At 53.9% G+C, this 22,023-nt stretch carries 19 protein-coding genes and 1 pseudogene; 8 read left to right on the forward strand and 12 right to left on the reverse strand.

Features of this window, described 5'->3' with window-relative positions; translation table 11 throughout:
* Window positions 1–9 precede the first annotated feature (9 nt).
* Window positions 10–2,592, reverse strand: coding sequence for a bifunctional diguanylate cyclase/phosphodiesterase (locus ADJ24_RS04045; protein ID WP_023311560.1), 2,583 nt, complete (start codon window positions 2,590–2,592; stop codon window positions 10–12).
* 321 nt (window positions 2,593–2,913) lie between these two features.
* Window positions 2,914–4,947, reverse strand: a complete 2,034-nt coding sequence (gene dcp / locus ADJ24_RS04050; RefSeq protein ID WP_023311559.1) for a peptidyl-dipeptidase Dcp — start codon at window positions 4,945–4,947, stop codon at window positions 2,914–2,916.
* A 142-nt stretch (window positions 4,948–5,089) separates the two neighbouring features.
* Here dcp and ydfG point away from each other — a divergent pair, with 142 nt between their 5' ends.
* Together ydfG and ADJ24_RS04060 are read left to right on the forward strand one after the other, a co-directional pair.
* Window positions 5,090–5,836 carry a bifunctional NADP-dependent 3-hydroxy acid dehydrogenase/3-hydroxypropionate dehydrogenase YdfG gene (gene ydfG / locus ADJ24_RS04055; protein ID WP_023311558.1) on the forward strand — a complete coding sequence of 249 codons (747 nt, stop codon included), beginning with the start codon at window positions 5,090–5,092 and terminating at the stop codon, window positions 5,834–5,836.
* 91 nt (window positions 5,837–5,927) lie between these two features.
* Window positions 5,928–6,614, forward strand: coding sequence for a GntR family transcriptional regulator (locus ADJ24_RS04060; RefSeq protein WP_023311557.1), 687 nt, complete (start codon window positions 5,928–5,930; stop codon window positions 6,612–6,614).
* A gap of 33 nt (window positions 6,615–6,647) precedes the next feature.
* Here the strand turns inward: ADJ24_RS04060 and ADJ24_RS04065 are convergent, their stop codons facing one another.
* The gene (locus tag ADJ24_RS04065; RefSeq protein WP_023311556.1) at window positions 6,648–7,079 is read right to left on the reverse strand and encodes a universal stress protein; all 432 of its coding nucleotides are present in this window, start codon (window positions 7,077–7,079) and stop codon (window positions 6,648–6,650) included.
* A gap of 287 nt (window positions 7,080–7,366) precedes the next feature.
* On the opposite strand from ADJ24_RS04065, the gene ydfZ reads away from it, so the two are divergent.
* Window positions 7,367–7,570, forward strand: coding sequence for a putative selenium delivery protein YdfZ (gene ydfZ, locus ADJ24_RS04070; protein WP_014883679.1), 204 nt, complete (start codon window positions 7,367–7,369; stop codon window positions 7,568–7,570).
* A 43-nt stretch (window positions 7,571–7,613) separates the two neighbouring features.
* On the opposite strand, the gene ADJ24_RS04075 is transcribed toward ydfZ, so the two are convergent.
* The 5 genes from ADJ24_RS04075 to ADJ24_RS04095 all read right to left on the reverse strand — a co-directional run bounded on the left by ADJ24_RS04075 (window position 7,614) and on the right by ADJ24_RS04095 (window position 13,424).
* On the reverse strand, window positions 7,614–9,077 hold the full coding sequence (locus ADJ24_RS04075) for a mannitol dehydrogenase family protein (protein ID WP_023311555.1): 1,464 nt from the start codon (window positions 9,075–9,077) through the stop codon (window positions 7,614–7,616).
* Between the two features lie 220 nt (window positions 9,078–9,297).
* On the reverse strand, window positions 9,298–10,665 hold the full coding sequence (locus ADJ24_RS04080) for an MFS transporter (RefSeq protein ID WP_023311554.1): 1,368 nt from the start codon (window positions 10,663–10,665) through the stop codon (window positions 9,298–9,300).
* 73 nt (window positions 10,666–10,738) lie between these two features.
* On the reverse strand, window positions 10,739–11,758 hold the full coding sequence (locus ADJ24_RS04085; RefSeq protein WP_023311553.1) for a Zn-dependent oxidoreductase: 1,020 nt from the start codon (window positions 11,756–11,758) through the stop codon (window positions 10,739–10,741).
* Between the two features lie 14 nt (window positions 11,759–11,772).
* Window positions 11,773–12,987: a D-mannonate dehydratase ManD gene (manD, locus tag ADJ24_RS04090; RefSeq protein WP_023311552.1), complete on the reverse strand. Its 1,215-nt coding sequence runs from the start codon at window positions 12,985–12,987 to the stop codon at window positions 11,773–11,775.
* 110 nt (window positions 12,988–13,097) lie between these two features.
* Window positions 13,098–13,424, reverse strand: coding sequence for a YnfA family protein (locus tag ADJ24_RS04095; protein WP_023311551.1), 327 nt, complete (start codon window positions 13,422–13,424; stop codon window positions 13,098–13,100).
* 152 nt (window positions 13,425–13,576) lie between these two features.
* On the opposite strand from ADJ24_RS04095, the gene ADJ24_RS04100 reads away from it, so the two are divergent.
* On the forward strand, window positions 13,577–13,915 hold the full coding sequence (locus ADJ24_RS04100; protein ID WP_023311550.1) for a DUF1283 family protein: 339 nt from the start codon (window positions 13,577–13,579) through the stop codon (window positions 13,913–13,915).
* On the forward strand, window positions 13,915–14,475 hold the full coding sequence (gene speG, locus ADJ24_RS04105; protein ID WP_023311549.1) for a spermidine N1-acetyltransferase: 561 nt from the start codon (window positions 13,915–13,917) through the stop codon (window positions 14,473–14,475). The genes ADJ24_RS04100 and speG overlap by 1 nt, the downstream gene beginning before the upstream one ends.
* Window positions 14,476–14,492: 17 nt before the next feature.
* On the opposite strand, the gene ADJ24_RS04110 is transcribed toward speG, so the two are convergent.
* Entirely contained in the window at window positions 14,493–15,203 is a 711-nt protein-coding gene (locus ADJ24_RS04110; RefSeq protein ID WP_032668251.1) for a YnfC family lipoprotein, read from the reverse strand.
* 219 nt (window positions 15,204–15,422) lie between these two features.
* Between ADJ24_RS04110 and ADJ24_RS04115 the strand changes: the two genes are divergently transcribed.
* From ADJ24_RS04115 to ADJ24_RS04125, 3 genes and pseudogenes are all read left to right on the forward strand, one after another.
* Window positions 15,423–16,178, forward strand: coding sequence for a glycosyltransferase family 25 protein (locus tag ADJ24_RS04115; RefSeq protein WP_023311547.1), 756 nt, complete (start codon window positions 15,423–15,425; stop codon window positions 16,176–16,178).
* 133 nt (window positions 16,179–16,311) lie between these two features.
* Window positions 16,312–16,578, forward strand: a complete 267-nt coding sequence (locus ADJ24_RS04120; RefSeq protein WP_023311546.1) for a DUF1161 domain-containing protein — start codon at window positions 16,312–16,314, stop codon at window positions 16,576–16,578.
* Window positions 16,579–16,709: 131 nt separating this feature from the next.
* A pseudogene (locus ADJ24_RS04125) lies at window positions 16,710–18,134 on the forward strand (molybdopterin-dependent oxidoreductase); the annotation flags it as partial.
* 713 nt (window positions 18,135–18,847) lie between these two features.
* Here the strand turns inward: ADJ24_RS04125 and ADJ24_RS04130 are convergent.
* The 3 genes from ADJ24_RS04130 to ADJ24_RS04150 all read right to left on the reverse strand — a co-directional run bounded on the left by ADJ24_RS04130 (window position 18,848) and on the right by ADJ24_RS04150 (window position 21,822).
* Window positions 18,848–19,837, reverse strand: coding sequence for a hypothetical protein (locus tag ADJ24_RS04130; RefSeq protein ID WP_023311543.1), 990 nt, complete (start codon window positions 19,835–19,837; stop codon window positions 18,848–18,850).
* A 75-nt stretch (window positions 19,838–19,912) separates the two neighbouring features.
* On the reverse strand, window positions 19,913–20,404 hold the full coding sequence (locus ADJ24_RS04135; RefSeq protein ID WP_023311542.1) for a hypothetical protein: 492 nt from the start codon (window positions 20,402–20,404) through the stop codon (window positions 19,913–19,915).
* 572 nt (window positions 20,405–20,976) lie between these two features.
* Entirely contained in the window at window positions 20,977–21,822 is an 846-nt protein-coding gene (locus tag ADJ24_RS04150) for a hypothetical protein (protein WP_001095297.1), read from the reverse strand.
* Between the last annotated feature and the right edge of the window lie 201 nt (window positions 21,823–22,023).

The following is a 22,023-nucleotide window of genomic DNA, read 5'->3' on the forward strand; positions in this document are numbered from 1 at the left end:
AAGCGCGATTTAGAGATTTACTCTGTTGGCGTTTAAATTTAAGTCCGTAATGGCGGCCGGTTTTCCAAGTAGGTAGCCCTGAACTTCATCACATTTATTTTTTTTCAGAAAAGACAGCTGTTCGGCGGTCTCCACCCCTTCTGCGGTTACCGCCATGGAATAGGCTTTCCCCAGGTCGATAATTTTCTCCACGACTGACTGGTTCTGCGGCGAGTCCCCCAGGGTAAAAATAAAGCTCTTGTCGAGCTTAAGCCCGTCAAACTGAAACTTCCGCAGATAGCTCAGTGAGGCATAGCCGGTACCGAAATCGTCAATCAGAATGCGGACGCCCATTTTTTTGAGGGACTTCATGGTCTGCAAGGTTTTTTCCGGGTCGGAAAGCGTAACATTTTCAGTCACTTCAATTTCCAGCCGGTTGGGTTCAAGCCCCGTTTCGTGAAGGATCTCTTTTATCCTTTCGGCAAGATCGCTTGCCTGGAATTCGATAGCAGAAATATTGACGGAGACCGATAATCCCGGCAATTTGTCTTTCGTCTCCGTACTGGCTTTGCGTATGACCCAGTTGCTCAGGCTAATAATCAGCCCGGTTTCTTCTGCCAGCGGAATAAACTGATCGGGCATTATGGTCCCCCGAGCCGGGTGCTGCCAGCGCACCAGCGCTTCGACGGCATCAATAGTAGAATACCTGAGGTTATAACGCGGCTGGTAAACCAGGTAGAGCTGTTCTTCGCGAATCGCGGTCTTGAGTTCTAATTCCAGTTTCCTGCGTTCGGTCAACTTTTCCGACATATCCGGGCGGTAATAGACCCATCGGTTTCTGCCGGATTGTTTCGCCTGATACAGCGCAATATCCGCGTAGCGGAGAAGATCGTTTGCGCTGCTGCTATCCCGGGGAGCCAGCGCAATGCCCATGCTTACGCCTATCGCCACATCATTGCCCTCAATGGCGAAAGGACGGTTAAGCTCTTGCACGATGCGACGACACACCTCCTCAATCTGGTCTTGCTGGCTGGTGTTGCCGAGGAGAAGCATAAATTCATCCCCTCCCTGCCGTGCGACAAAATCACCTCGACGAACGCAATTTTTAAGACGTGAAGCGACCTCGCCAAGCAGGGCATCGCCGGTGGAGTGCCCGAAAATATCATTGACGGGTTTAAACTTGTCTAAATCAAGGCAAATCATGGCAAAGGGATAGTGGTTAAGGTCTTCTTTCGCTAACTTGCCAGCCAGAAATTCCTTAATATGATACCGGTTCGGCAGACCGGTTAATTCATCATGGCGTGACAGGAACTCCACGCGTTTTGTTGCTTCAACTTCCTGAGAAACGTCGGTTGCCGCGCCTCGCAACACCACCGTTCCATCAGGCTGAGCAGAAAATTTTGCCAGAAGCGTGCAATATGAGGTGGATTGTTGCGCGTGAGTATAAGGACAGTTTTTAAATTCAAAGCGTTCGGTTAAGTCCCGCTGCCTGGCGCAGTCATGTGATAATCCGCTTGTCGACGGAAAGAGTTCATCCAACCTGCGGCCTATCCATTTGCTATTTTCATATCCCGTTATTGTAGAAAAACGACCCGAAAGCCACGTTATCCTTAACGATAAATCTGTTTCCCAGAACCAGTCGCTGGTTGTTTCACTGACGTCCCGAAATCGTTTTTCACTCGTAATAAGATTCAACCGCGCCTGCTCGAGGAGAAACGTATTTTCGTCAAGCATTCTCGCCTTGTGCATAATATGGCGCATTAATATCACCGTCATCAATACCGTCAGAACGACTGAAAGAATGAGCAATGGCAAAAAATAAATTATTAACGCCTGGCCGGGATTTTCACCGTCCCAGATAATTTTCACATCCCCATTCCGGGTGCTTACGGTAAATTCTGTCTGATTATTTATTTGAGAAGTGGCTGTAGCGGGAGAAGTACGAACGTTCTGGATACCGGCATCCTGCCCAATCGTGAGGAGTTTTTTAGCCGTTAACTTGTCTATAAACACCATTGTCGACGGTTTTCCGGGCATGGTTTGCACGCTCGTATCATCGCCCGTCGTTATCCATTCCGCAGAAACAATCGCCGGCACGGAATCGATAAGCGCTAGCACAGAAACCGGCACTCCCTTTTTTATACTCAACTCATGGAGTAAACGGTCTTTGGTTGATTTGTCTAACCAGCGCTCCAGCTCCTGAAGCTTCAGCTTCCCGTCAACGACGCTGTATCGCGTGCTCCCTTCCGGCGAGAGAACAAACACCCCTTCGTAGCCAAAGTTGTCATACAGGGATTTGCCCAGGTTCTGCTTATCCCATGCCCAGTGAACGTCAGTGTTCAGATGAAGATGTTTGTAGGCATCTCCCCACTCGGCATTGTCTTTCAAATGACTTCGCATGCTTTCCTGGCGGGTATCGAGGGCTTTCCTTAACAAAAATTCATCGTGCGTGTCGCTGATTTCATTCACATTATCTTTTATTATTAGCAGGGAAATTATTGCCGCAATAAAAATACTTATCAACAACGTTACAATATAGGTAAAGGTTTTATTTATCAGGCCTTTAGAAGGCTCGGTGTCGGTGAAGCCCGGATTGTTCAGAGGTAGGGTCATCTTTCGCCTTCTTAACTGCTACTGCGTCGATTTGTATGCCACTTTCATTTATCGGCACAAAATAACAAAAATTTATAGCTAAAAATATGAGGTTAAAAAATATTTGATTTCTCTAACCCAGATCAAATTATTAATCATTAACTCTTTTACTACCTAAACTCGATAAATTAAATATACTGTTCGAAGTAAGTTTTAATCTCACCTGTTTTATTTATAAAGAACGCATATTAAAACTTTTTTTGCAGAAGACGTTACAAGCACGTTGGAGCCTATAAAAAAACCGGGCGTAAAGCCCGGTTCTTTTTTCAGACGAGGCTGGCTCTATTCGCTCAACCCGCGATTTTCCAGCATCGGTTCAATCTTCGGATCGTGCCCGCGCCACTGCCGATAAAGTTCAGCCAGATCCGTGCTGTTACCACGGGACAAAATCGCCTCGCGGAATTTTTGCCCGTTTTCACGAGTCAGGCCGCCCTGTTCAACAAACCACTGATAGCCGTCGTCCGCCAGCATTTGCGTCCACAGGTAGGCGTAATATCCCGCCGCGTAGCCGCCGCCGAAAATATGGGCAAAATAGCTGCTGCGATAGCGCGGCGGAACGGCGGGCAGATCCAGCCCCTCTTTTTGCAGTGCTGCCGCTTCAAACTCGTCAACGCTCGAAACGGCTTCGGTAATCCCGTGCCAGTTCATGTCCAGCAGCGCGGCAGCCAGCAGCTCCGTCATGTCATAACCCTTGTTGAAATGGGTCGCGTTGAGCATGCTTTCACGCAGCGCCTCCGGCATCGGTTCACCGGTTTCGTAATGGCGGGCGTAGTGGGTAAACACCTGCGGATGGCTGGCCCAGTGTTCGTTGATCTGCGACGGGAATTCAACGAAATCGCGCGGCGTATTGGTCCCGGAGAGCGTGGCGAAACGCTGGCTGGCAAACAGACCGTGCAGCGTATGGCCAAACTCGTGGAACAGGGTGATCACGTCATCCCAGGAGAGAAGCGCAACGCCGCCGTTAGCCGGTTTTTGGTAGTTACAGACGTTGTAGATCACCGGACGGGCAGCTAGCTCGAAGGATTGCTCGACGAAATTCCCCATCCAGGCCCCGCCCTGCTTGGAATCGCGGGCAAAGAAGTCGCCGTAAAACAGCGCCATGCCCTCACCGGTGTGGTCGAAAATTTCCCAGACGCGGACGTCCGGGTGATACAACGGGATATCGAAGCGCTCCACAAAGCGGATGCCAAACAGCTGGCTTGCGGCCCAGAATACGCCGTCGTGCAAAACGGTATTGAGCGCAAAATAGGGTTTGATTTGCGATTCATCGAGGGCATATTTTGCCTGACGTACGCGCTCGGCATAAAAGGCCCAGTCCCAGGCCTGCACGGTGAAACCGCCCTGTTCGTCATCAATCACTTTCTGAATATCGGCCTGCTCGCGCTCAGCACGGGCACGGGCGGCAGGCACAATGCCGCGCATAAAGGTCAGCGCGGCGTCCGAAGTTTTCGCCATCTGGTCGGCGATGCTCCAGCTGGCGTAATCCTCAAAGCCCAGCAGGCGAGCCTGCCGCGCACGCAGCGCCGTAAGGCGGAGGATCAGATCGCGAGTGTCGTTTTCATCCCCTTTCTGGGTGCGCGTCCAGCCAGCGTTGAACAGGTTTTCGCGGGTCTGACGATTGCGCAGCGCGGAAAGCGCGGGCTGCTGGGTCGTGTTCAGAAGCGGGATCAGCCAGCGATCGTTTAGCCCTCGCTCCGCGGCAGCCTGCGCCGCGTCGGCAATCTCGCTGGCGCTGAGCCCATCAAGCTGGTGCGCGTAATCCACCACCAGCCCGCCCGTCTTATCGGCAGCCAGCAGACGCTGATTGAACTGGCTGGTCAGGGTCGCCGCCTCGGTATTCAGCGCCTTCAGCTCGGCTTTTTCCGTTTCATTGAGACGCGCGCCGGCCAGAATAAACCGCTGATACGTCTCCTCGGCCAGCCGGCGGGATTCGGCGTCCAGCGCGGCACGATCCTGCCAGACGCTCTCCACGCGGGCGAAAAGCACGTCATTCAGCCAGATGTCGTTCGCCAACGCGGCAAGCTCGGTGGAGAACTGTTCCTCAAGCTCCTGCAGGTACGTATTGGTATTCGCGGAGGTCATGGCGAAGAACACGCTGCTGACGCGCGAGAGCATGGCACCGCTTTTCTCCAGCGCCAGCACGGTGTTGGTGAAGTCCGGCGCAGCAGTTTGGGACACAATAGCGTCTACGTCCGCCCGCTTCTGGCGAAGCGCTTCATCGAAGGCCGGGCGATAGTGATCGTCGGTGATTTCATCAAAATGGGGGGCCTGATAGGGCAGCAGGCTGATGTCAAAAAAGGGATTCGTGGCCGTCATCTTTCGCTCCTGAGTACGGGTATCCTCCCAGAGTAGGCCAGGCCGCCATCCCCTGCAACGCCGTCATACAAATGTTGCCTTAACGCACCCTCTGCGGCCGTGCTATGTTAGTACAACACAAAAAGCGTTGAGGAACAGTGAGATGATTATTTTAGTTACCGGGGCAACGGCAGGTTTTGGTGAAAGCATCACGCGTCGCTTCGTCGCCAACGGGCACAAGGTTATTGCCACGGGCCGTCGTCAGGAGCGCCTGCAGGAGCTGAAGGACGAATTAGGCGACAGCATCCTGACCGCGCAGCTGGACGTGCGTAACCGCGCGGCCATTGAAGAGATGATTGCCAACCTGCCCGCCGAGTGGCGCGCCATCGACGTGCTGGTCAACAATGCCGGTCTGGCGCTGGGCATGGAGCCAGCCCACAAAGCCAGCGTTGAAGACTGGGAAAACATGATCGATACCAACAACAAAGGGCTGGTCTATATGACCCGTGCGGTGCTGCCGGGCATGGTCGAGCGCAACCGCGGCCACATTATCAACATTGGCTCCACCGCCGGAAGCTGGCCTTACGCAGGCGGCAACGTCTATGGCGCGACGAAAGCGTTTGTGCGCCAGTTCAGCCTTAACCTGCGTACCGACCTGCACGGCACCGCCATTCGCGTCACCGATATCGAGCCGGGTCTGGTGGGCGGCACCGAGTTTTCCAACGTGCGTTTCAAAGGCGATGACGCGAAAGCGGGCAAAACCTACGAAAATGCTAACGCGCTGACGCCGGAAGATGTGACCGAAACGGTCTGGTGGGTGGCGACGCTGCCAAAACACGTCAACATCAATACCGTGGAAATGATGCCAGTCAGCCAGAGTTTTGCAGGACTTAGCGTCCATCGTGGCTAAATCCGCCCTTCCCGGCCTGCGGGCCGGGTCTGTTTCGGGTTATAAAAGAATGGTAGTATGTTCAGGCTAACTCTCTGAGAAATGACAACTCATGGCCGCTGAATCGCAACTCAATCCCACCCAGCCCGTTAACCAGCAAATCTATCGCATTTTGCGACGTGATATTGTCCATTGCCTGATCCCACCGGGAACGCCGCTTTCTGAAAAAGAGGTCTCCGTGCGTTTTGATGTTTCCCGTCAGCCGGTACGTGAAGCGTTTATTAAGCTTGCTGAAAACGGACTGATTCAGATCCGCCCGCAGCGCGGCAGCTACGTGAACAAAATTTCACTCTCTCAGGTACGCAACGGCTGTTTCGTTCGCCAGGCCATTGAATGCGCGGTGGCGCGCCGCGCCGCAACGCTTATCAACGACAACCAGTGTTACCAGCTTGAGCAGAACCTTCACCAGCAGCGTATTGCGATTGACCGTAAGCAGCTCAATGATTTCTTCCAGCTTGATGATGAATTCCACCAGAAGCTGGCGCAGATCGCGGATTGTCAGCTGGCCTGGGACACCATCGAGAACATCAAGGCCACCATTGACCGCGTGCGCTATATGAGCCTCGATCACGTCTCCCCGCCGGAAATGCTGCTCCGACAGCATCATGATATTTTCAGCGCGCTGGAAAAACGCGACCCGGACGGTGTGGAAAAAGCGATGACGCTGCATCTGCAGGAAATTAGCGAATCCGTGCAGCTTATTCGTCAGGAAAATAGCGAGTGGTTTAGCGAAGAGTAATATTCGCCGCCCCTTTCGGGTGCGGCGGCGTGATTAGCGAACGACTAACACCGGGATCGTGGCGTAGCGCAGAATAGATTCCGCATTTGAACCCAGCAGATGCGTGGAGATGCTCGGGTTTTTCGACCCGATCACAATCGCATCATATTCCCCCTCCTTGCTCAGCCTGATAATTTCATCCCGGACGTTGCCAAAACGCACCATGCTATGAATATTCTCTGGGGCGATATCGAACAGTCTTTTTAACTCGTTCATTTTCTTACCGGATTCTGCGGTCATATACTCTTCAAACTTTTTAATATCGGCGTTGAACCCGCGCAGCAGAGACCGGCTGCTGGCAGGCAGAATGTTGACCAGGGTAATCGACGCGCCCTCTGCCTTCGCAAGGTTTGCCGCGTGGCGAACCGCTTTGTCGCTCAAATCCATTTCAAACACGTCTACAGGCATCAAAATGCTCTTATACATAAGCCTGACTCCTTATTCCGATGAAGGGTTATTTCCTGCACACAGGATGACATCGGGAATATAAACCAACCCTCAACGCTTCCCTGCCGAAACTATCAATTAATGAAAATAATGGTCCACTTTGTAAATTACCGTCCTGAACCGTCAGCGCCAGACGAAATAAAGAAAAAAGTGTGATTTTGATCAAAAACAAAAACATGAAGCGCGGACAGGCGTATTTATATGCCCCGTGAACGGCATAACCCGAAATAGCGCCGTAACGAACAGGTTAGAGAGGAGAAAATACCATGATGACATACGACCGTAACCGCAATGCAATCACCACCGGCAGCCGCGTCATGATTAGCGGCACGGGCAAAACCGGCGTGATTAAAGCAATCCACAGCGACGGGCTGGATGCCGCGCAGGTGCGCCGCAGCAAAACGGTTGAAGTGGAAGGATGCGAAGGTAAGTTCGAACCGATTGAACTGATTCGTCTGGGTATGCACTAAATTGTGCGCCAACATGCCGCCGCGAACGGCGGCATGTGTTGAATTACAGATGTGACACGCACTCCGCAACCGTGTTCTTTGCCCCCTTCTGCAGCAGCGTCAGATATGCGCTCATCACGGCGTCTGTGAAGGCTTTTTCTCGCGGCAACTCTTTCCCAAAAATGGACTCAATGCCGAGCAGCGCGTTAACCCGGTTTTCCCCTTCGGCACTACCTTTCACCGCCGCCTGAATCACCGCCAGCTGCGGGTCGCTCACGTCGATGGCATTACCCTGCTCGTCAACACCGCCGACATAACGCATCCACCCTGCCACGCCCAGCGCCAGCAGTGGGAAAGGCTTCTGATGCACCAGGTGCCAGCGCACGGAGTCCAGCATACGCTGCGGGAGCTTCTGGCTGCCGTCCATCGCGATTTGCCATGTCCGATGGCGCAGGGCCGGGTTGCTGTAGCGGGCAATCAGGAGATCGGCATAGCGACCTAAATCAACACCCTTCACTTTCAGCGTGGGCGCCTGCTCGTTAAGCATCAGCGTATGCGCGGCGAGGCGGTAGTTCTCATCTTCCATACAGTCGTTGATATGCGGGTAACCGGCCAGATAGCCCAGGTACGCCAGGAAGGAGTGGCTGCCGTTGAGCATGCGCAGCTTCATCTCTTCAAACGGGATCACGTCTGACACCAGCTCGGCACCGGCTTTTTCCCACTCTGGACGTCCTGCCACAAAGTTATCCTCGATCACCCACTGGCGGAACGGTTCACAGGCGACCGCCGCCGGGTCACGCACGCCGGTCAGCTGCTCAATTTTATCCAGCGTATCGGGAGTGACCGCCGGCACGATGCGATCCACCATGGTTGACGGGAAGGTGACGTTAGCCTCGATCCAGTCCGCCAGCTCGCCGTCTACCGCTCGGGCGTAAGCGCAGGTCACATTGCGCATCACGTGGCCGTTCTCCGGCATGTTGTCGCAGGACATCACGCTAAACGCGGGCAGACCCGCCGCTTTGCGACGCGTCAGCGCTTCCACCACCACGCCCGGCGCGGATTTCGGCTGGTGCGGGTTTTGCAGGTCGGCGACGATAAACGGGTGATCGAGCATCAGTTGTCCGGTCGCCGGTGAGTGGCAGTACCCTTTCTCGGTGATGGTCAGCGAGACAATTGCCACCTGCGGTTCGCACATCGCCGCCAGCACGCACTCCAGCCCGTCGACCTGTGCATGCAGCGCTTTTTTAACCACGCCAACCACGCGGGATGTCCATGCGTCAGCAGACATCTCCGCCACGGTGTACAGGTTATCCTGCGCGTTCAGATCGGCAATCTGCTGCTCGCCGCCAATCAGGTTAACCTCACAGTAGCCCCAGTCGCTGCCGTACTCAGCGGCGAGGATGTCGGCGTATACCGCCTGGTGCGCCCGGTGAAAGGCGCCAAAACCCAGATGAACAATGCGTGGTTGAAGGCTGTCGCGATCGTACTGAGGCAGCGTCGCGTTGGCCTGTAATAAGGTGTTTTCCATGATTAAGACTCGTTAATTAGAAAGCCGTGGACCGCTGCCGCGCCTTCAGAAGCGGCAGCGCCTGCTGACTACACCAACTAGAATGGCAGTTGGGGTAAAAAAGTAACTGCCATCAACCATACTGATACTGCCGTTTGAGATTTTGATTTATATTAACTTTTGCTCATGTGGTGTGACATAAAGCTAAAGTTGTGTGACATGTCACGCAAGTTATGAACCACTAGCGCCGCGAGGAGACCGCGCCGTAACCCACACTCTCTTCTGGTGCGGACTCCGCTGCGTCGTGCGCCGCGCTCAAATCACGGTCGCGCACTTCCGGCATCAGGATCGCCGAGACCAGCCCAATCGCGGAATAGGCCACCAGCATGGCGACAATCGGCCACCAGGAGCCGGTCATATTGCAGAAGATCCCCGCCAGCACCGGACCAAAGCCCACCGCCACCAGACCGCCCGCCTCTTTCGAGATAGCCATACGGGTAAAGCGATTTCGCGAGCCAAACATCTCCGCCATGGTGATATTTTCCAGCGCAAACAGCCCCAGCACGGCGAAGTTATGGATAACGATGATCGAGAGCATGATTGTCCCCGGCGCATAGCTATTATCAACGATGATCGACAGCATCGGATACGCGAGAAGAATGGCGGAGATATTGAGGATAATGTACGGCAGACGGCGCCCTACTTTATCGGAAAGCCAGCCCAGCAGCGGAATGGAGATAAACCCGAGAATGGAGCTTATCATCAGCGCGTCGGTAGGGATGGCTTTATCGAACAGCAGCGTCTGGACCAGATACCCCGCCAGGAACGTCTGGATCAGACCCGAGTTGCCCGCCTGGCCAAAACGCAGGCCGGTCGCCAGCCAGAAGGATTTACTTTTCACCATTGAACCCAGCGAAGTGTCCGGCTGCACGCTTTGCGCGTCGTTCACTTTCTCAAACACCGGGCTCTCTTTCAGGTTCATTCGCAGCCAGATGGCGAAAATCATCACCACGACGCTGGCGAGGAACGGCACGCGCCAGCCCCAGGCAATCAGCTCTTCACGGTCGAGGGCAAAGAACATTACCGCCCAGATCGCCGTTGCGCTCAGCGTCCCGCAGTTTGTGCCCATCGCCACCAGCGAGGAGATGATGCCGCGTTTGCCTTTCGGCGCGTACTCCGCCAGCATGGTCCCGGCCCCGGAAATCTCCGCCCCGGCCCCTAGCCCCTGAATAATGCGCAGCGTCACCAGCAGAACGGGAGCAAAAATCCCGATCTGCGCGTAGGTCGGCAGGACGCCAATCAGCGTGGTGCAGATCCCCATCATGGTGATGGTGATAAACAGCACCTTCTTACGGCCAATGCTGTCGCCCATTCTGCCGAAGATAAAGGCGCCGACAATGCGTGCTATGTAGCCTGCGCCGTATGTCCCCATCGCGAGGATCAGCGCCATCGCGGCTGACTGTTCCGGGAAGAAGATCTCGTGAAAGACCAGGGCAGCCCCCAGCGAGTAAAGCTGAAAGTCCATAAACTCCAGGGCGGTGCCCAGCCAGCCGGAAACGGCGGCTTTCACCAGATCGGAGGTGGTTCTTTGAGGTTGTGCTTGCGTCATAATGGCTATCTCTGAAGGGTAAGATGCGTACCACATAGAGCCTGTCTGCGCAGGCTCTTAACCGCGTAAATGATTATTGCCCGAACGTGAGCAAGACTTTGCAGCACTGCCGCTGGTCTTTCTCAAACAGCTCAATGGCGTCTGTTACATGGTGATAGTCAAAGGTATGGGTGATCAGTTTGTCCGGGTCGATCAGCCCTTTTTGCAGCCAGTCGATGACGACCGGGAATTTGTTGGCATTCAGGCGCGAAGAGAAGATCGCCAGCTCTTTACCGGTGATGCCCTGCTGGACTATCTGGCTCGGCTCGCTGGAGAATCCCATCAATATGATACGCGCCGCCGGAGAGGCCAGGGTTATCGCTTCCTGCAAAATCGCCGGGTGACAGGCGGCATCAATGATTAACGTCGGCTTGATGCCTTTTTCGTCCAGCGCGGCCTGCAGCGACTGTTCGCTGTTATTTAAGACCCAGTCCGCGCCGCTGCGCTGGGCCATTTTCAGGCGTTCGTCGATGCGGTCAACCACGATAACCTGCTTCACCTTATAGACGCCCTTCAGCGCCTGCACGGTGACCAGCCCCATCGGCCCTGCGCCGTAAACCAGCGCGACGTCCTGCCCGGTGGGGCAGGCCTGTCCCGTCACGTTGGCGGCGATGGTGAAGGGCTCAACCATGACGGCGTGTCTATCCGGAATGTCACCGGGGATAGGCCAGGCATTTTTAGCGGGTACCGCCGCGTATTCGCTGAAGCCCCCGTCGCGATGTACGCCCAGCACGACCAGCGAGGTGCAGACGTTCGGTTTTCCGACGGAACACGGATAGCAGTGTCCGCAGCTGATCACCGGATCGACCGAGACGCGCTGGCCCAGACGGGCGCTGTCTACGCCCTCGCCCACGGCGTCAATCACGCCAAAAAACTCGTGCCCGATCGTGCGTGGATACTTCGCAAACGGGTTATGGCCGCGATAGATGTGGCTGTCCGAACCGCAGATCCCCGCCAGCGTGATTTTGACGCGAACTTCACCCGGGCCTGGCTGCGGAAGTGGCCGCTCTTCAATCACCAGTTCGTTCGGCTGTTGAATCACTACGCTTTTCATCGTTCGCTCCTCGTTTACCAGTTCCACAGCGTGCCGTCTTCAAGACGGGCCACCGGCAGATAGGCCGGATCGTAGGGGTATTTCGCCGCCAGTTTTTCATCAAACTCGATGCCCAGCCCCGGCTTGTCGCCCGGATGCATGTATCCGTTATCAAAGCGCCAGCTGTGCGGGAAGACTTCCAGCATCTGTTCGGAATAGCCCATATATTCCTGGACGCCAAAGTTTGGCACCCACAGGTCGAAATGCAGCGCGGCGGCGTGGCATACAGGCGAGAGATCCGACGGACCGTGCGAGCCGGTTCGCACCTGGTAGAGCGAGGCGAAGTCCGCGATGCGACGCATCCCGGTGATCCCGCCCGCGTGGGTAATGGTGGTGCGGATATAGTCGATGAGCTGCTCTTCGATGAGCTGCTTGCAGTCCCAGATGCTGTTAAACACTTCGCCCACGGCAATTGGCGTGACGGTGTGCTGGCGAATGAGGCGGAAGCAGGCCTGGTTTTCCGCAGGCGTTGGATCTTCCATCCAGAACATGCGGAATTCTTCAATGTTCTTGCCGAAGCGCGCCGCTTCGATTGGCGTCAGGCGGTGGTGCATGTCATGCAGAAGATGTTCATTGAAGCCGAATTTACTGCGCACCGCGTCGAACAGCTTCGGTGTGAAATCGAGGTATTTTTCGGTCGACCACAGCTGCTCTTCCGGCCAGTCGCCTTTGGTCGCAGGCTCGTAGGCCAGCCCCTTTCCTTTGGCCATGCCGTAGGTGGTTTTCATGCCCGGCACGCCGCACTGCACGCGGATTGCCTTGAAGCCCATCTCTTTATGGCGGGCGTAATCTTCCAGCACGTCGTCAATGGTGTGACCGGTGGTGTGGCAGTAAACCATCACGCCTTCGCGGGATGCGCCGCCCAGCAGCTGGTAGAGCGGCATGTTGGCCGCTTTGGCTTTGATGTCCCACAGCGCCATGTCCACGGCGGAGATGGCCGACATGGTGACCGGACCGCGACGCCAGTAGGCGCCTTTATAGAAGAACTGCCAGACGTCTTCGATGCGGTGCGCATCGCGGCCAATCAGCTGCGGGCAGAGGTGGTCTTTCAGGTAGGAAGCAACGGAGAGTTCACGCCCGTTCAGCGTAGCGTCACCGAGGCCGGCAATCCCCTCGTCGGTGGTGATTTTAAGGGTGACAAAGTTCCGCCCCGGGCAGGTAACAAACACGTCAGCCGCGACAATCTTCATAATTCCTTTCCTTACATCATTCGTTGTGATGCTGGAAACTTACCCACTAACCAGACTACCATACAAGTATAATGATCATAAAATCGGCTAACGATCACAAAACCGGGGGATCAGGCCCGTCCCCATCCCGCCACAATAATCAGCATTCCGCACAGGGCAACCAGCGCGCCGGCCCAGTCGTACGCGCTGAGCCTGACGCCGTCCACCACGCGTAGCCACAGCAGCGCGGTACAGACATAGACGCCGCCGTAAGCGGCGTAGACGCGGCCGCTCGCGGCAGGATGCAGCGTTAACAGCCAGACAAACAGGGCCAGCGCGACGCTTGCCGGGATGAGCAGCAATACGGATCCCCCCTTCTTCAGCCAGAGCCAGGGCAAGAAGCAGCCGATGATTTCGCATAGCGCGGTGGCAAAAAAAAGCAGCGTCGTTTTGAGCATATTTCACGTCAGGTGATGATTTATTTAGACATCATACCTGATGATATCCTTTACTTTTCCATACCTGCTCCGCGGGTATGCCGTCTTTTCGCTTTGGTGTAGAATCTGTTCGGGATAACTTGATTATCTGCACCCGTTTAAAAGGAAACGCTATGACCACATTAAGCAAACGCCTTTGTCTGACAGCCCTGCTGGCGCTGTCATCGTTCGCCTTTGCCGCCTCTGCGACAGCGGAAACCAGCAAGCTCATAATTGAGTCTGGTGACAGCGCGCAAAGCCGCCAGAACGCCGCTATGGACAAAGAACAATGGAATGACACCCGCAGCCTTCGCCACAAGGTCAACAAACGTGCTGAGAAAGAGTGGGATAAAGAAGATGTCGCTTTTGACGCGCGCGATAAGTGCCAGCAAAGTGCAAACGTCAACGCCTACTGGGAGCCAAACACCCTGCGCTGCCTGGATCGCCGCACTGGCCGCACGGTAGCCCCGTAATGTCGGCGCCCTGCGACGTTAAGCTTCGTCCGCTGGAGCGTGAAGACCTGCGCTTCGTCCACCAGCTCGACAATAACGCCAGCGTAATGCGCTACTGGTTCGAGGAGCCGTACGAGGCTTTTGTTGAGCTGTCCGATCTCTACGATAAGCACATTCACGATCAGAGTGAACGTCGTTTTGTGGTGGAGTGTGAAGGCGAAAAAGCCGGACTTGTGGAGCTGGTTGAAATCAACCATGTTCACCGTCGGGCGGAGTTTCAGATCATCATCTCCCCTGAACATCAGGGAAAAGGCCTTGCCTCACGGGCAGCGAAGCTGGCGATGGATTATGGATTCAACGTTCTGAATCTCTACAAGCTTTACCTGATTGTGGATAAAGAGAACGAGAAAGCGATCCATATCTACCGCAAGCTGGGCTTTATGGTGGAAGGCGAGCTGATTCACGAGTTCTTTATCAACGGCGAATACCGCAATACCATTCGCATGTGCATCTTCCAGCATCAGCACCTGGCCGGACACAAGCCGTCAGGCGCCAGCCTGCTGAAACCGACCGCGCAGTAACCTGCGCGGTTTTATTCTCAGTAGTATTCAATCGTGTTTTTGATGGTGTATTTGCGCTCAACGGCAGGTTTGACGCTATCGTCCGTGATCGTCAGGTCGCAGCTCACCGGATTATTGTGTCGATCGTAATCGCAGCTCTGCTTCACGTTGCCCAGCGGCTTATCATTCAACATGCTCACCGCCGAGTAATCCATTCTTTTGCGAACGTCTTTAGACGGCGTCGACTGGACGGACAGATGCTGATCCCCGGAGACGGTGGTTTTGCCCAGCGGGTAGCCGTCCGCATCGTAGCGATACTTCACTTCCATCTCTTTGCCGTGCGCCGCCACCACAAAACCGTTGTCGTCGGTATCCCACGTTATCCCGGCTGACGGCAGTTCGGCCAGCTGGCATTTCCCCTGCAGCTTCACTTTGCGCTGCTGGGTTTCTGCATCAAGGTAGTAATTGGCATCCAGCACCAGCGCCACGCCGGTATTGGCCTCCAGGTCGTGCAGCTCCAGGGTATCGAAACACCCTTCCGTAGACACGGTGCCGGTGACCCGTTTGGACACTTCGCCCTTCTCGTTGAACAGCGTCTGGGTAAAGTCTTTCACCGGGCCGCGCAGCGGATCAAAATCAAATTCGTTCGAGAAACTCGCCATTTCGGGCGTAAACGACAGCGGCGCGGAGCTGTTGTCGCACCCCACCATTGTTGCTGCCAGTAGCGTTATCGCTGCGTATTTCTTCACATCATTTACCAATAGAATGAAAGGATTGTTGCTCTCATAGTATCAAATAGAATGGTAGCGATGGATAGCATTTTGGCAATTCATGCCCTCGCGTTCACTGTGGCTAAAAAATTTTTTTTATCCCACCTGATATGCACTTACTGATGTTGAACAGCCCCCAATACTGGTAAAATGCATAAAATTGGTCCAACTATTCAGTCTTTAAGGTACGTTCAAAGGATGATAACTTTTATAATCAATCTTAAACACTCGTGCGAACGCCGTGCCAAAATGGAGTCTCAACTGTTAAAGTTGAATATTGCACACGAGTTTGTTGAAGCAGTTGATGGTCGGGAAATGACGGAAGCTGAACGTAAAAATGTTACACGTGAGGTAAATTATGCTTTCCTTCCGGGTGAAGTGGGTTGCGCGCTAAGTCATCAAAAAATATATAAAAAAATAATAAACGAAAATATAGAAGCAGCGCTGATTCTTGAAGATGATGTTGTACTTAGTAGCGATCTTCGCGAAATATTAAATAATATTACACTTAGCAAGACTAAGCCCGAGATTATACTCCTTAGTCGGGTCAATAAATATTACAAAAAGTCAATTAAAAATATATGCGGCTCATATAATCTACACAAGACGCACCAGGCCACAACAGCACATGCCTATATTATTAATCAAAAAGCTGCCGACAGGCTCCTTACAAACCTTTATCCTGTGTGGATGGTTTCTGATAAATGGAGCTTATTCGAAGATCTCTCTTTGGCTAAAATTCATTCGTTAGTGCCTTATCCAGTTCGTCTTTCTGAAGATGCTAATGCGTCAACCATTAATGAATCTAAAGGAGATGCCGTGCTGGATGCCAAAAAGAAACAAATATGGGATGCACTGATGCAGGAAAGACCTTTAGCAGCAAAACTTCGTCACCGTTATCGACGTGCCATTACTCCGTTATTCAATACAATTATCAATCAGGGTAAAGGATAAGCTTACTTTTGTGTTTTGATTACTACCAGGGCGTCGAGTCACTTCCAGGACTATTCAGAAAGATGCGCACAAAAACAAAAGGTTACCTTTATCCTGCTATGCTTAACGTTCATACAGAGAAAAGGAGCTACAGATGAAACGGTTACCCTGGATTACCGCCTTGCTGTTAATGAGTGCCTCAACGGCCGCGCTGGCGGCACCGGATTCCTGCGAGCGCGTGAAAAGCGACATTCAGCAGAAAATTATCAACAACGGTGTGCCTGAATCAGGTTTTACGCTGAGCATTGTGCCGAACGATCAGGCCGACCAGGCGGGCACGCAGGTGGTAGGCCACTGCGCCAACGACACCTTTAAAATTTTGTACACCCGTTCAGGCAACGGGGCTGCTGAAGCGCAGTAATTTACCCTCAATCCCCTTTGATTTGATAAGGATTAAGATTTAATACCCCCAAATCAGTAACACTCACCCCATCATTAGCCCGGTTATCATTTCGGGAAAAATAATACGTAATTATAATGATGGGGTGAGCCATGTCCGATACTGAACATCATGGCGGGATTAGCCGTCGAACTCTCGTGAAATCTACGGCAATAGGGTCTCTGGCGCTGGCCGCCGGTGGGATCTCGCTTCCTTTTGGTTTAAAAAGCGCCGCCGCGGCGGTGAAGAACGCCGTCCAGCCTGTTGAAGATAAAGTGGTGTGGGGCGCCTGCTCGGTCAACTGCGGCAGCCGCTGCGCGCTGCGTCTGCACGTCCGCGACGACGAAGTGTACTGGGTCGAAACGGATAACACAGGTGAAGATATTTACGGTAACCATCAGGTGCGCGCCTGCCTGCGCGGGCGTTCTATTCGCCGTCGGATCAATCACCCTGACCGTCTCAACTACCCGATGAAACGCGTGGGCAAACGCGGTGAAGGCAAGTTCGAGCGCATCACATGGGATGAAGCGCTGGACGCCATCACCGCCAGCCTTAAAAACGTGGTCAGCAAATACGGCAACGAAGCGGTGTATATTAACTACTCCTCCGGGATTGTCGGCGGCAATATCACCCGCTCCTCCCCTTACGCTTCGCTGGTGGCGCGCCTGATGAACTGCTACGGCGGTTTCCTGAGCCACTATGGCACCTACAGCACGGCGCAAATCGCCTGCGCCATGCCCTACACCTACGGCAGCAACGACGGGAACAGCACCTCGGATATTGAAAACAGCAAACTGGTGGTGATGTTCGGCAATAATCCGGCGGAAACGCGCATGAGCGGCGGCGGGATTACCTATTATCTGGAGCAGGCCCGCGAGCGCTCAAACGCGCGAATGATCGTTATCGACCCGCGCTATACCGATACGGCAGCCGGACGCAAAGATGAATGGATCCCGATCCGTCCGGGTACCGATGCCGCACTGGTGGCGGGTATTGCCTGGGTTTTGATCGACGAAAACCTGGTCGACCAACCTTTTCTCGACAAATACTGCGTTGGCTACGACGAAAAAACGCTGCCGGAAGGCGCGCCCGCTAACGGCCACTACAAAGCGTACATTCTCGGCCAGGGCGATGACCGCACGGCGAAAACGCCGGAGTGGGCCTCACGCATCACCGGCATTCCGGCGGATCGTATCATCAAGCTGGCCCGGGAAATCGGCTCCGCGAAACCGGCCTATATCTGCCAGGGCTGGGGACCACAGCGCCAGGCGAACGGCGAGCTGACGTCGCGCGCCATCGCCATGCTGCCTATTCTGACTGGAAACGTGGGGATTAGCGGCGGCAACAGCGGCGCGCGTGAGTCGACATACACCATTACCATCGAACGTATGCCGATACCGGATAATCCGGTCAAAACGCAAATCTCCTGCTTCAGCTGGACGGACGCCATCGCCCGCGGACCGGAGATGACCGCCCTTCGCGACGGCGTGCGTGGGAAAAATAAGCTGGACGTGCCGATTAAGTTCATCTGGAACTTCAAGGACTTGAAGCGGACCCTTAGTAGGCCTGAGGTCCTGCATTGAGTCAAGACCTTGTGTCATTCTTTGTGCCAGACTTGTGTCATTAGACGGGATGTCTAGACGGCTGGTCAGGACCCCCGGTGGCCTCGGTCTGGACTTGAGGCGGGCTATGGGGGGAAGTCTGCTGGCTTAATGTATTAGATGGTCATTCACATTTTTCTGTCAGAAACCATCGGTCCCACTGTGAGTCCAAACCTAAGCCCCCAGAAGCCCACCCACAGCCTTAGACAGAGTGTCGAATACATTTACACCGAGTCGACCGGAGAGGACCATATAGAGGCCCACAGAGAGGAACACGAGTTTATAGACCAGAGTCAGGAGGGACCTTAGGTCTGCGGAAGTCATAGACATTGGGTCCTCCTTCGCCTGTATACTACCATACCAGTAATAAGGCCCAGACCATTAGTCCAGACCGTAGTTAGTTAATCACAGTGACAGGCCACCACCTGAAGTCCTGCTGATATTCAGTCCAGACTTACCCCTGCTCATGGTCTTACCTCCCTCGGTCTCCTGACCTTGGGTATCGACTACAGCTTGCTGAGCGTCATCTGGAGGAGCTACAGGAGGAGCTACAGGAGGCGGGACCGAAGCCCCACCTTGAGTCCCACCACCACCTGTCAGGCCCTTGGCGATGGACCTGAAGCCTTTACTAATGCTCTTACCCATTGGTCTTACGCTTCGGTCTTGGTGAACTTCAGGCGTTTGACTACAGGCAGGACGGCAGTAGCTGAGCCAGTGCCCATCTTGATGGTCGTAGCAGCTTCAGCGACAACGAACACTTTACCGAGGATTTCCAAGTCGTGGGACTGAGAGTCGCCATCACGTGAAAGGACGACCGTAATATTCTCACCGTCGTGACGGAAGCAGCCGAAGCTCAGGGCCGTGAAGCGTTTAGCCAGCATGAACACACCTTTGTCCTCACCGTTGTAATAGGCGATGTCTGTCCCCAGCATATCCACGATAGCGTCTTCACCAGAGAAGCCCTGTTTAGCAGCCAGACGGGACAGCGCTTTCAGTTGGGACTCATGGGCGATGATGCCGTAATCAGACACTTCAGAGCCGAAAGAGGACTCGGTGTTCTCAAACAGAGCGTCCATGATAGCGTCTGCCTTAGTGGTCAGGCTTCCAGTCAGGACTGGCAGCTCTACGGTCTTCAGCAGCTTGGAGGACTCCAGAACGTCAACCATGCGAGCGTTGATGGTACGGACCACATTCTCACAGATGTTCATAGCGTCCTGCTGGAGTGTGCCATGAGTGAAACCAGTGGAGGACTTGGCGTCCCACAGTTTAGTTTGCTCCGAGATGAGGATTGCCTGTTCGATAGGTTCGACGACAATCTCCTGACCAGACGGAACGGTCACGACTTCAGGTCGCTCACCACCGCGTACAGGGACGACCACAGAGCGGTCAGACAGAGTGTGGGCGATGATTGGGGTAGGCAGGCTATTGCGGGTAGGCAGGACTTCTACAGGGAACGGGATGTTCTCTTGAGCGTCTTTAAGTACACCGTTCAGCATAGCCTTAACCGTCTTAGCTAACTGGAGGGCATAGACCTGCGGGTCAGCGTTAGTCGGCAGACCTTCATTGACCTGAATGTTGTCGGTGTCGGTGATACGAACAGGCTCAATGCCGAACTGGAAAGCGTCTTTAGTCATAGTCATAATAATCAATCTCCTAAATTAGTTTGGATACTGTGGGTCCCGACATCGGGTCAGGACCACTTGTGTGTCTGTGTCTTAGAGGCTGTCCATCCAGTTACCGCCTGACTCAATGTCAGCGACAATAGCGGCACGGGAGCGACCAGCGGAATGGGTAGCACTGCGGAGGTTCTCACCATAGGTCCGGCGCTCAGCTTTGACCTGTTCGCGGCGCTGTAGCTCTTTCTGCCACTCTGCATCGGTCATGTTCTCTTCACGCATACGCTCAGCCTGAATGCGCTGCTCTTTAGCGATACGCTCAGCCTCGGCTCGCTTGTTCTGCTGGCGACGTTGGTAGGCGGTCATCAGGTCATTACTGAAGAAGTTTCCAATGGTCACGCCAGCTTCAGCCAGAGCTTCCAGTAACTCCATGGACTCGCGGCTGGTGGCAGGCAGTCCTGACAGGTAGCCCGGAATCAGGGTCTTAATAGCGAAGGACAGTGGGTAGGACTGACCGTCCAGACTCACAGTATTCTCGTAGAGATTGATGTCGGTGACTGACAGTTTCCAGTCTTGGTTATTGAACAACATAATGAATACTCCTCTTGAGAGTTGAGACTATCGGTCGACCACAGGCGTGTTTAGTCCTGCGGCGTCTCCCCGCATCGGTCATCTCAAAAGGTTTTAAATTAGGTTTGGTATGGTCAGGACTGCTTAGCAAAGGCTCGGCGTAACTGATTGTCTAAATCACGGTCCACCAGCATAGCTATCAGCTCGTCTCGACTATAGAAAGGACGCTCAGGGTCCTCTACGCCCATCCCCAGCATTGACAGGAGGTGACGGGTAGGCAGACCACGGTAACGGAGAGTAGCCTTTCCGATGGGTGTCCGTGGGTCGATATGTTGTTTAGTTGTCATTGTTAGAAGTCCTCGTTAGACCAATCATCCACGTCAAATTCACTGGTGATAGGAGCTTGGAAGTTAGGTAGACCCTCTGGTATCTCTAGAGGCAGTCGCTCGTCGACTCTCAGTGCCATCTCTTCGTGTATATGCCGAAGCAGAGAAGTCAGTAAGATAGGGTCCGCAGGATGCTCAGGGCCGTGTCTCTCAATGAAACATATGGTTGTCGCTATTGACTCCATAATCAGTTCATCAGTGAGTCGCTTAGAACCCATAGTCAGACCCCTTGCCCGCTGCTGCTTTCTGGGACTTTGTAGCCTTACCATTCAGGTGAGAATCCACCAGACGACGGACAACCTTGATATTGGATGTGCGCATGTCATGAGCGATATCCTTCCAGTTATCCTTCAGCCAGTCATAACCCTTGCGTAGAATCTTGATGGTAGGCTCTTTGTCGTTAGGCTGTGGCTGTAGACGATAGTAGCCGTTGGTCTCACCTTTCTTATTGAAGATGGCTCGTGGACGTCCGGTCGATAGGTCTATATCCGTAGTGCCAAACTCAGTAACACGCTTGGTGTAGAATGGGTTAGGACGACACAGGGTCTTCAGATATCCAGTCAGGACGCTAGCTGTCAGCATCTTAGAGCTGGTCAACTTAAGGTCCAGAGCTTTAATAACCTCGGTAGGCGTGGCGCCTGACTTGGAGTCCAGCTTGGAGTCGAGGACGATAGCACCGGGCGCATAGCAGATAGCTTTGGTCTGTGCGACCTGAAGTTGCTGGGCCTGAAGTTCGAGGACCTCTTGCTCCTTCTGGCGAATATAGGCTAGGACCTTACGACGCACAGCTTTAGACTCACGCATCCCGACCAGTAGAAGCTGGTCAGTGTTGAGGGTATAGCTTTTAACGTCCTGCCCGAAGCTTACGAAAATTTCGTAGGCTACATTTTGACCGTCCAGCTCATCTTCAATACGGGACACAAAGTCGTTGTTACGGACAGGCTTCTCCCCAGCCTCCACACGAGCCGGGTTGATGACCTTGGTCAAGAAATCGTAGCTACTCATAGACACAAGCTGGTCAAGGTTGATGACGCTAACTTCGTTGGTATTCATACAAAGATGCTCCTTTGGTAAAGCACTTTCTGTCTCCACATGGAGTCCGCACCATTCAGACGCATCCTAAACGGACCCCATCAGAAAGTGCTTAACGAAAGTGAATGGTTAAATGTTGACGGTCTGGAGTGACCATGTTCTCCATGTACGTATAAAGGTGAGACCGCATGTCAGGACGAGTTGTAAGGACTTCCAGATGGT

Source organism: Enterobacter sp. 940_PEND, assembly GCF_001059415.1.
GTDB lineage: Bacteria > Pseudomonadota > Gammaproteobacteria > Enterobacterales > Enterobacteriaceae > Enterobacter > Enterobacter cloacae_M.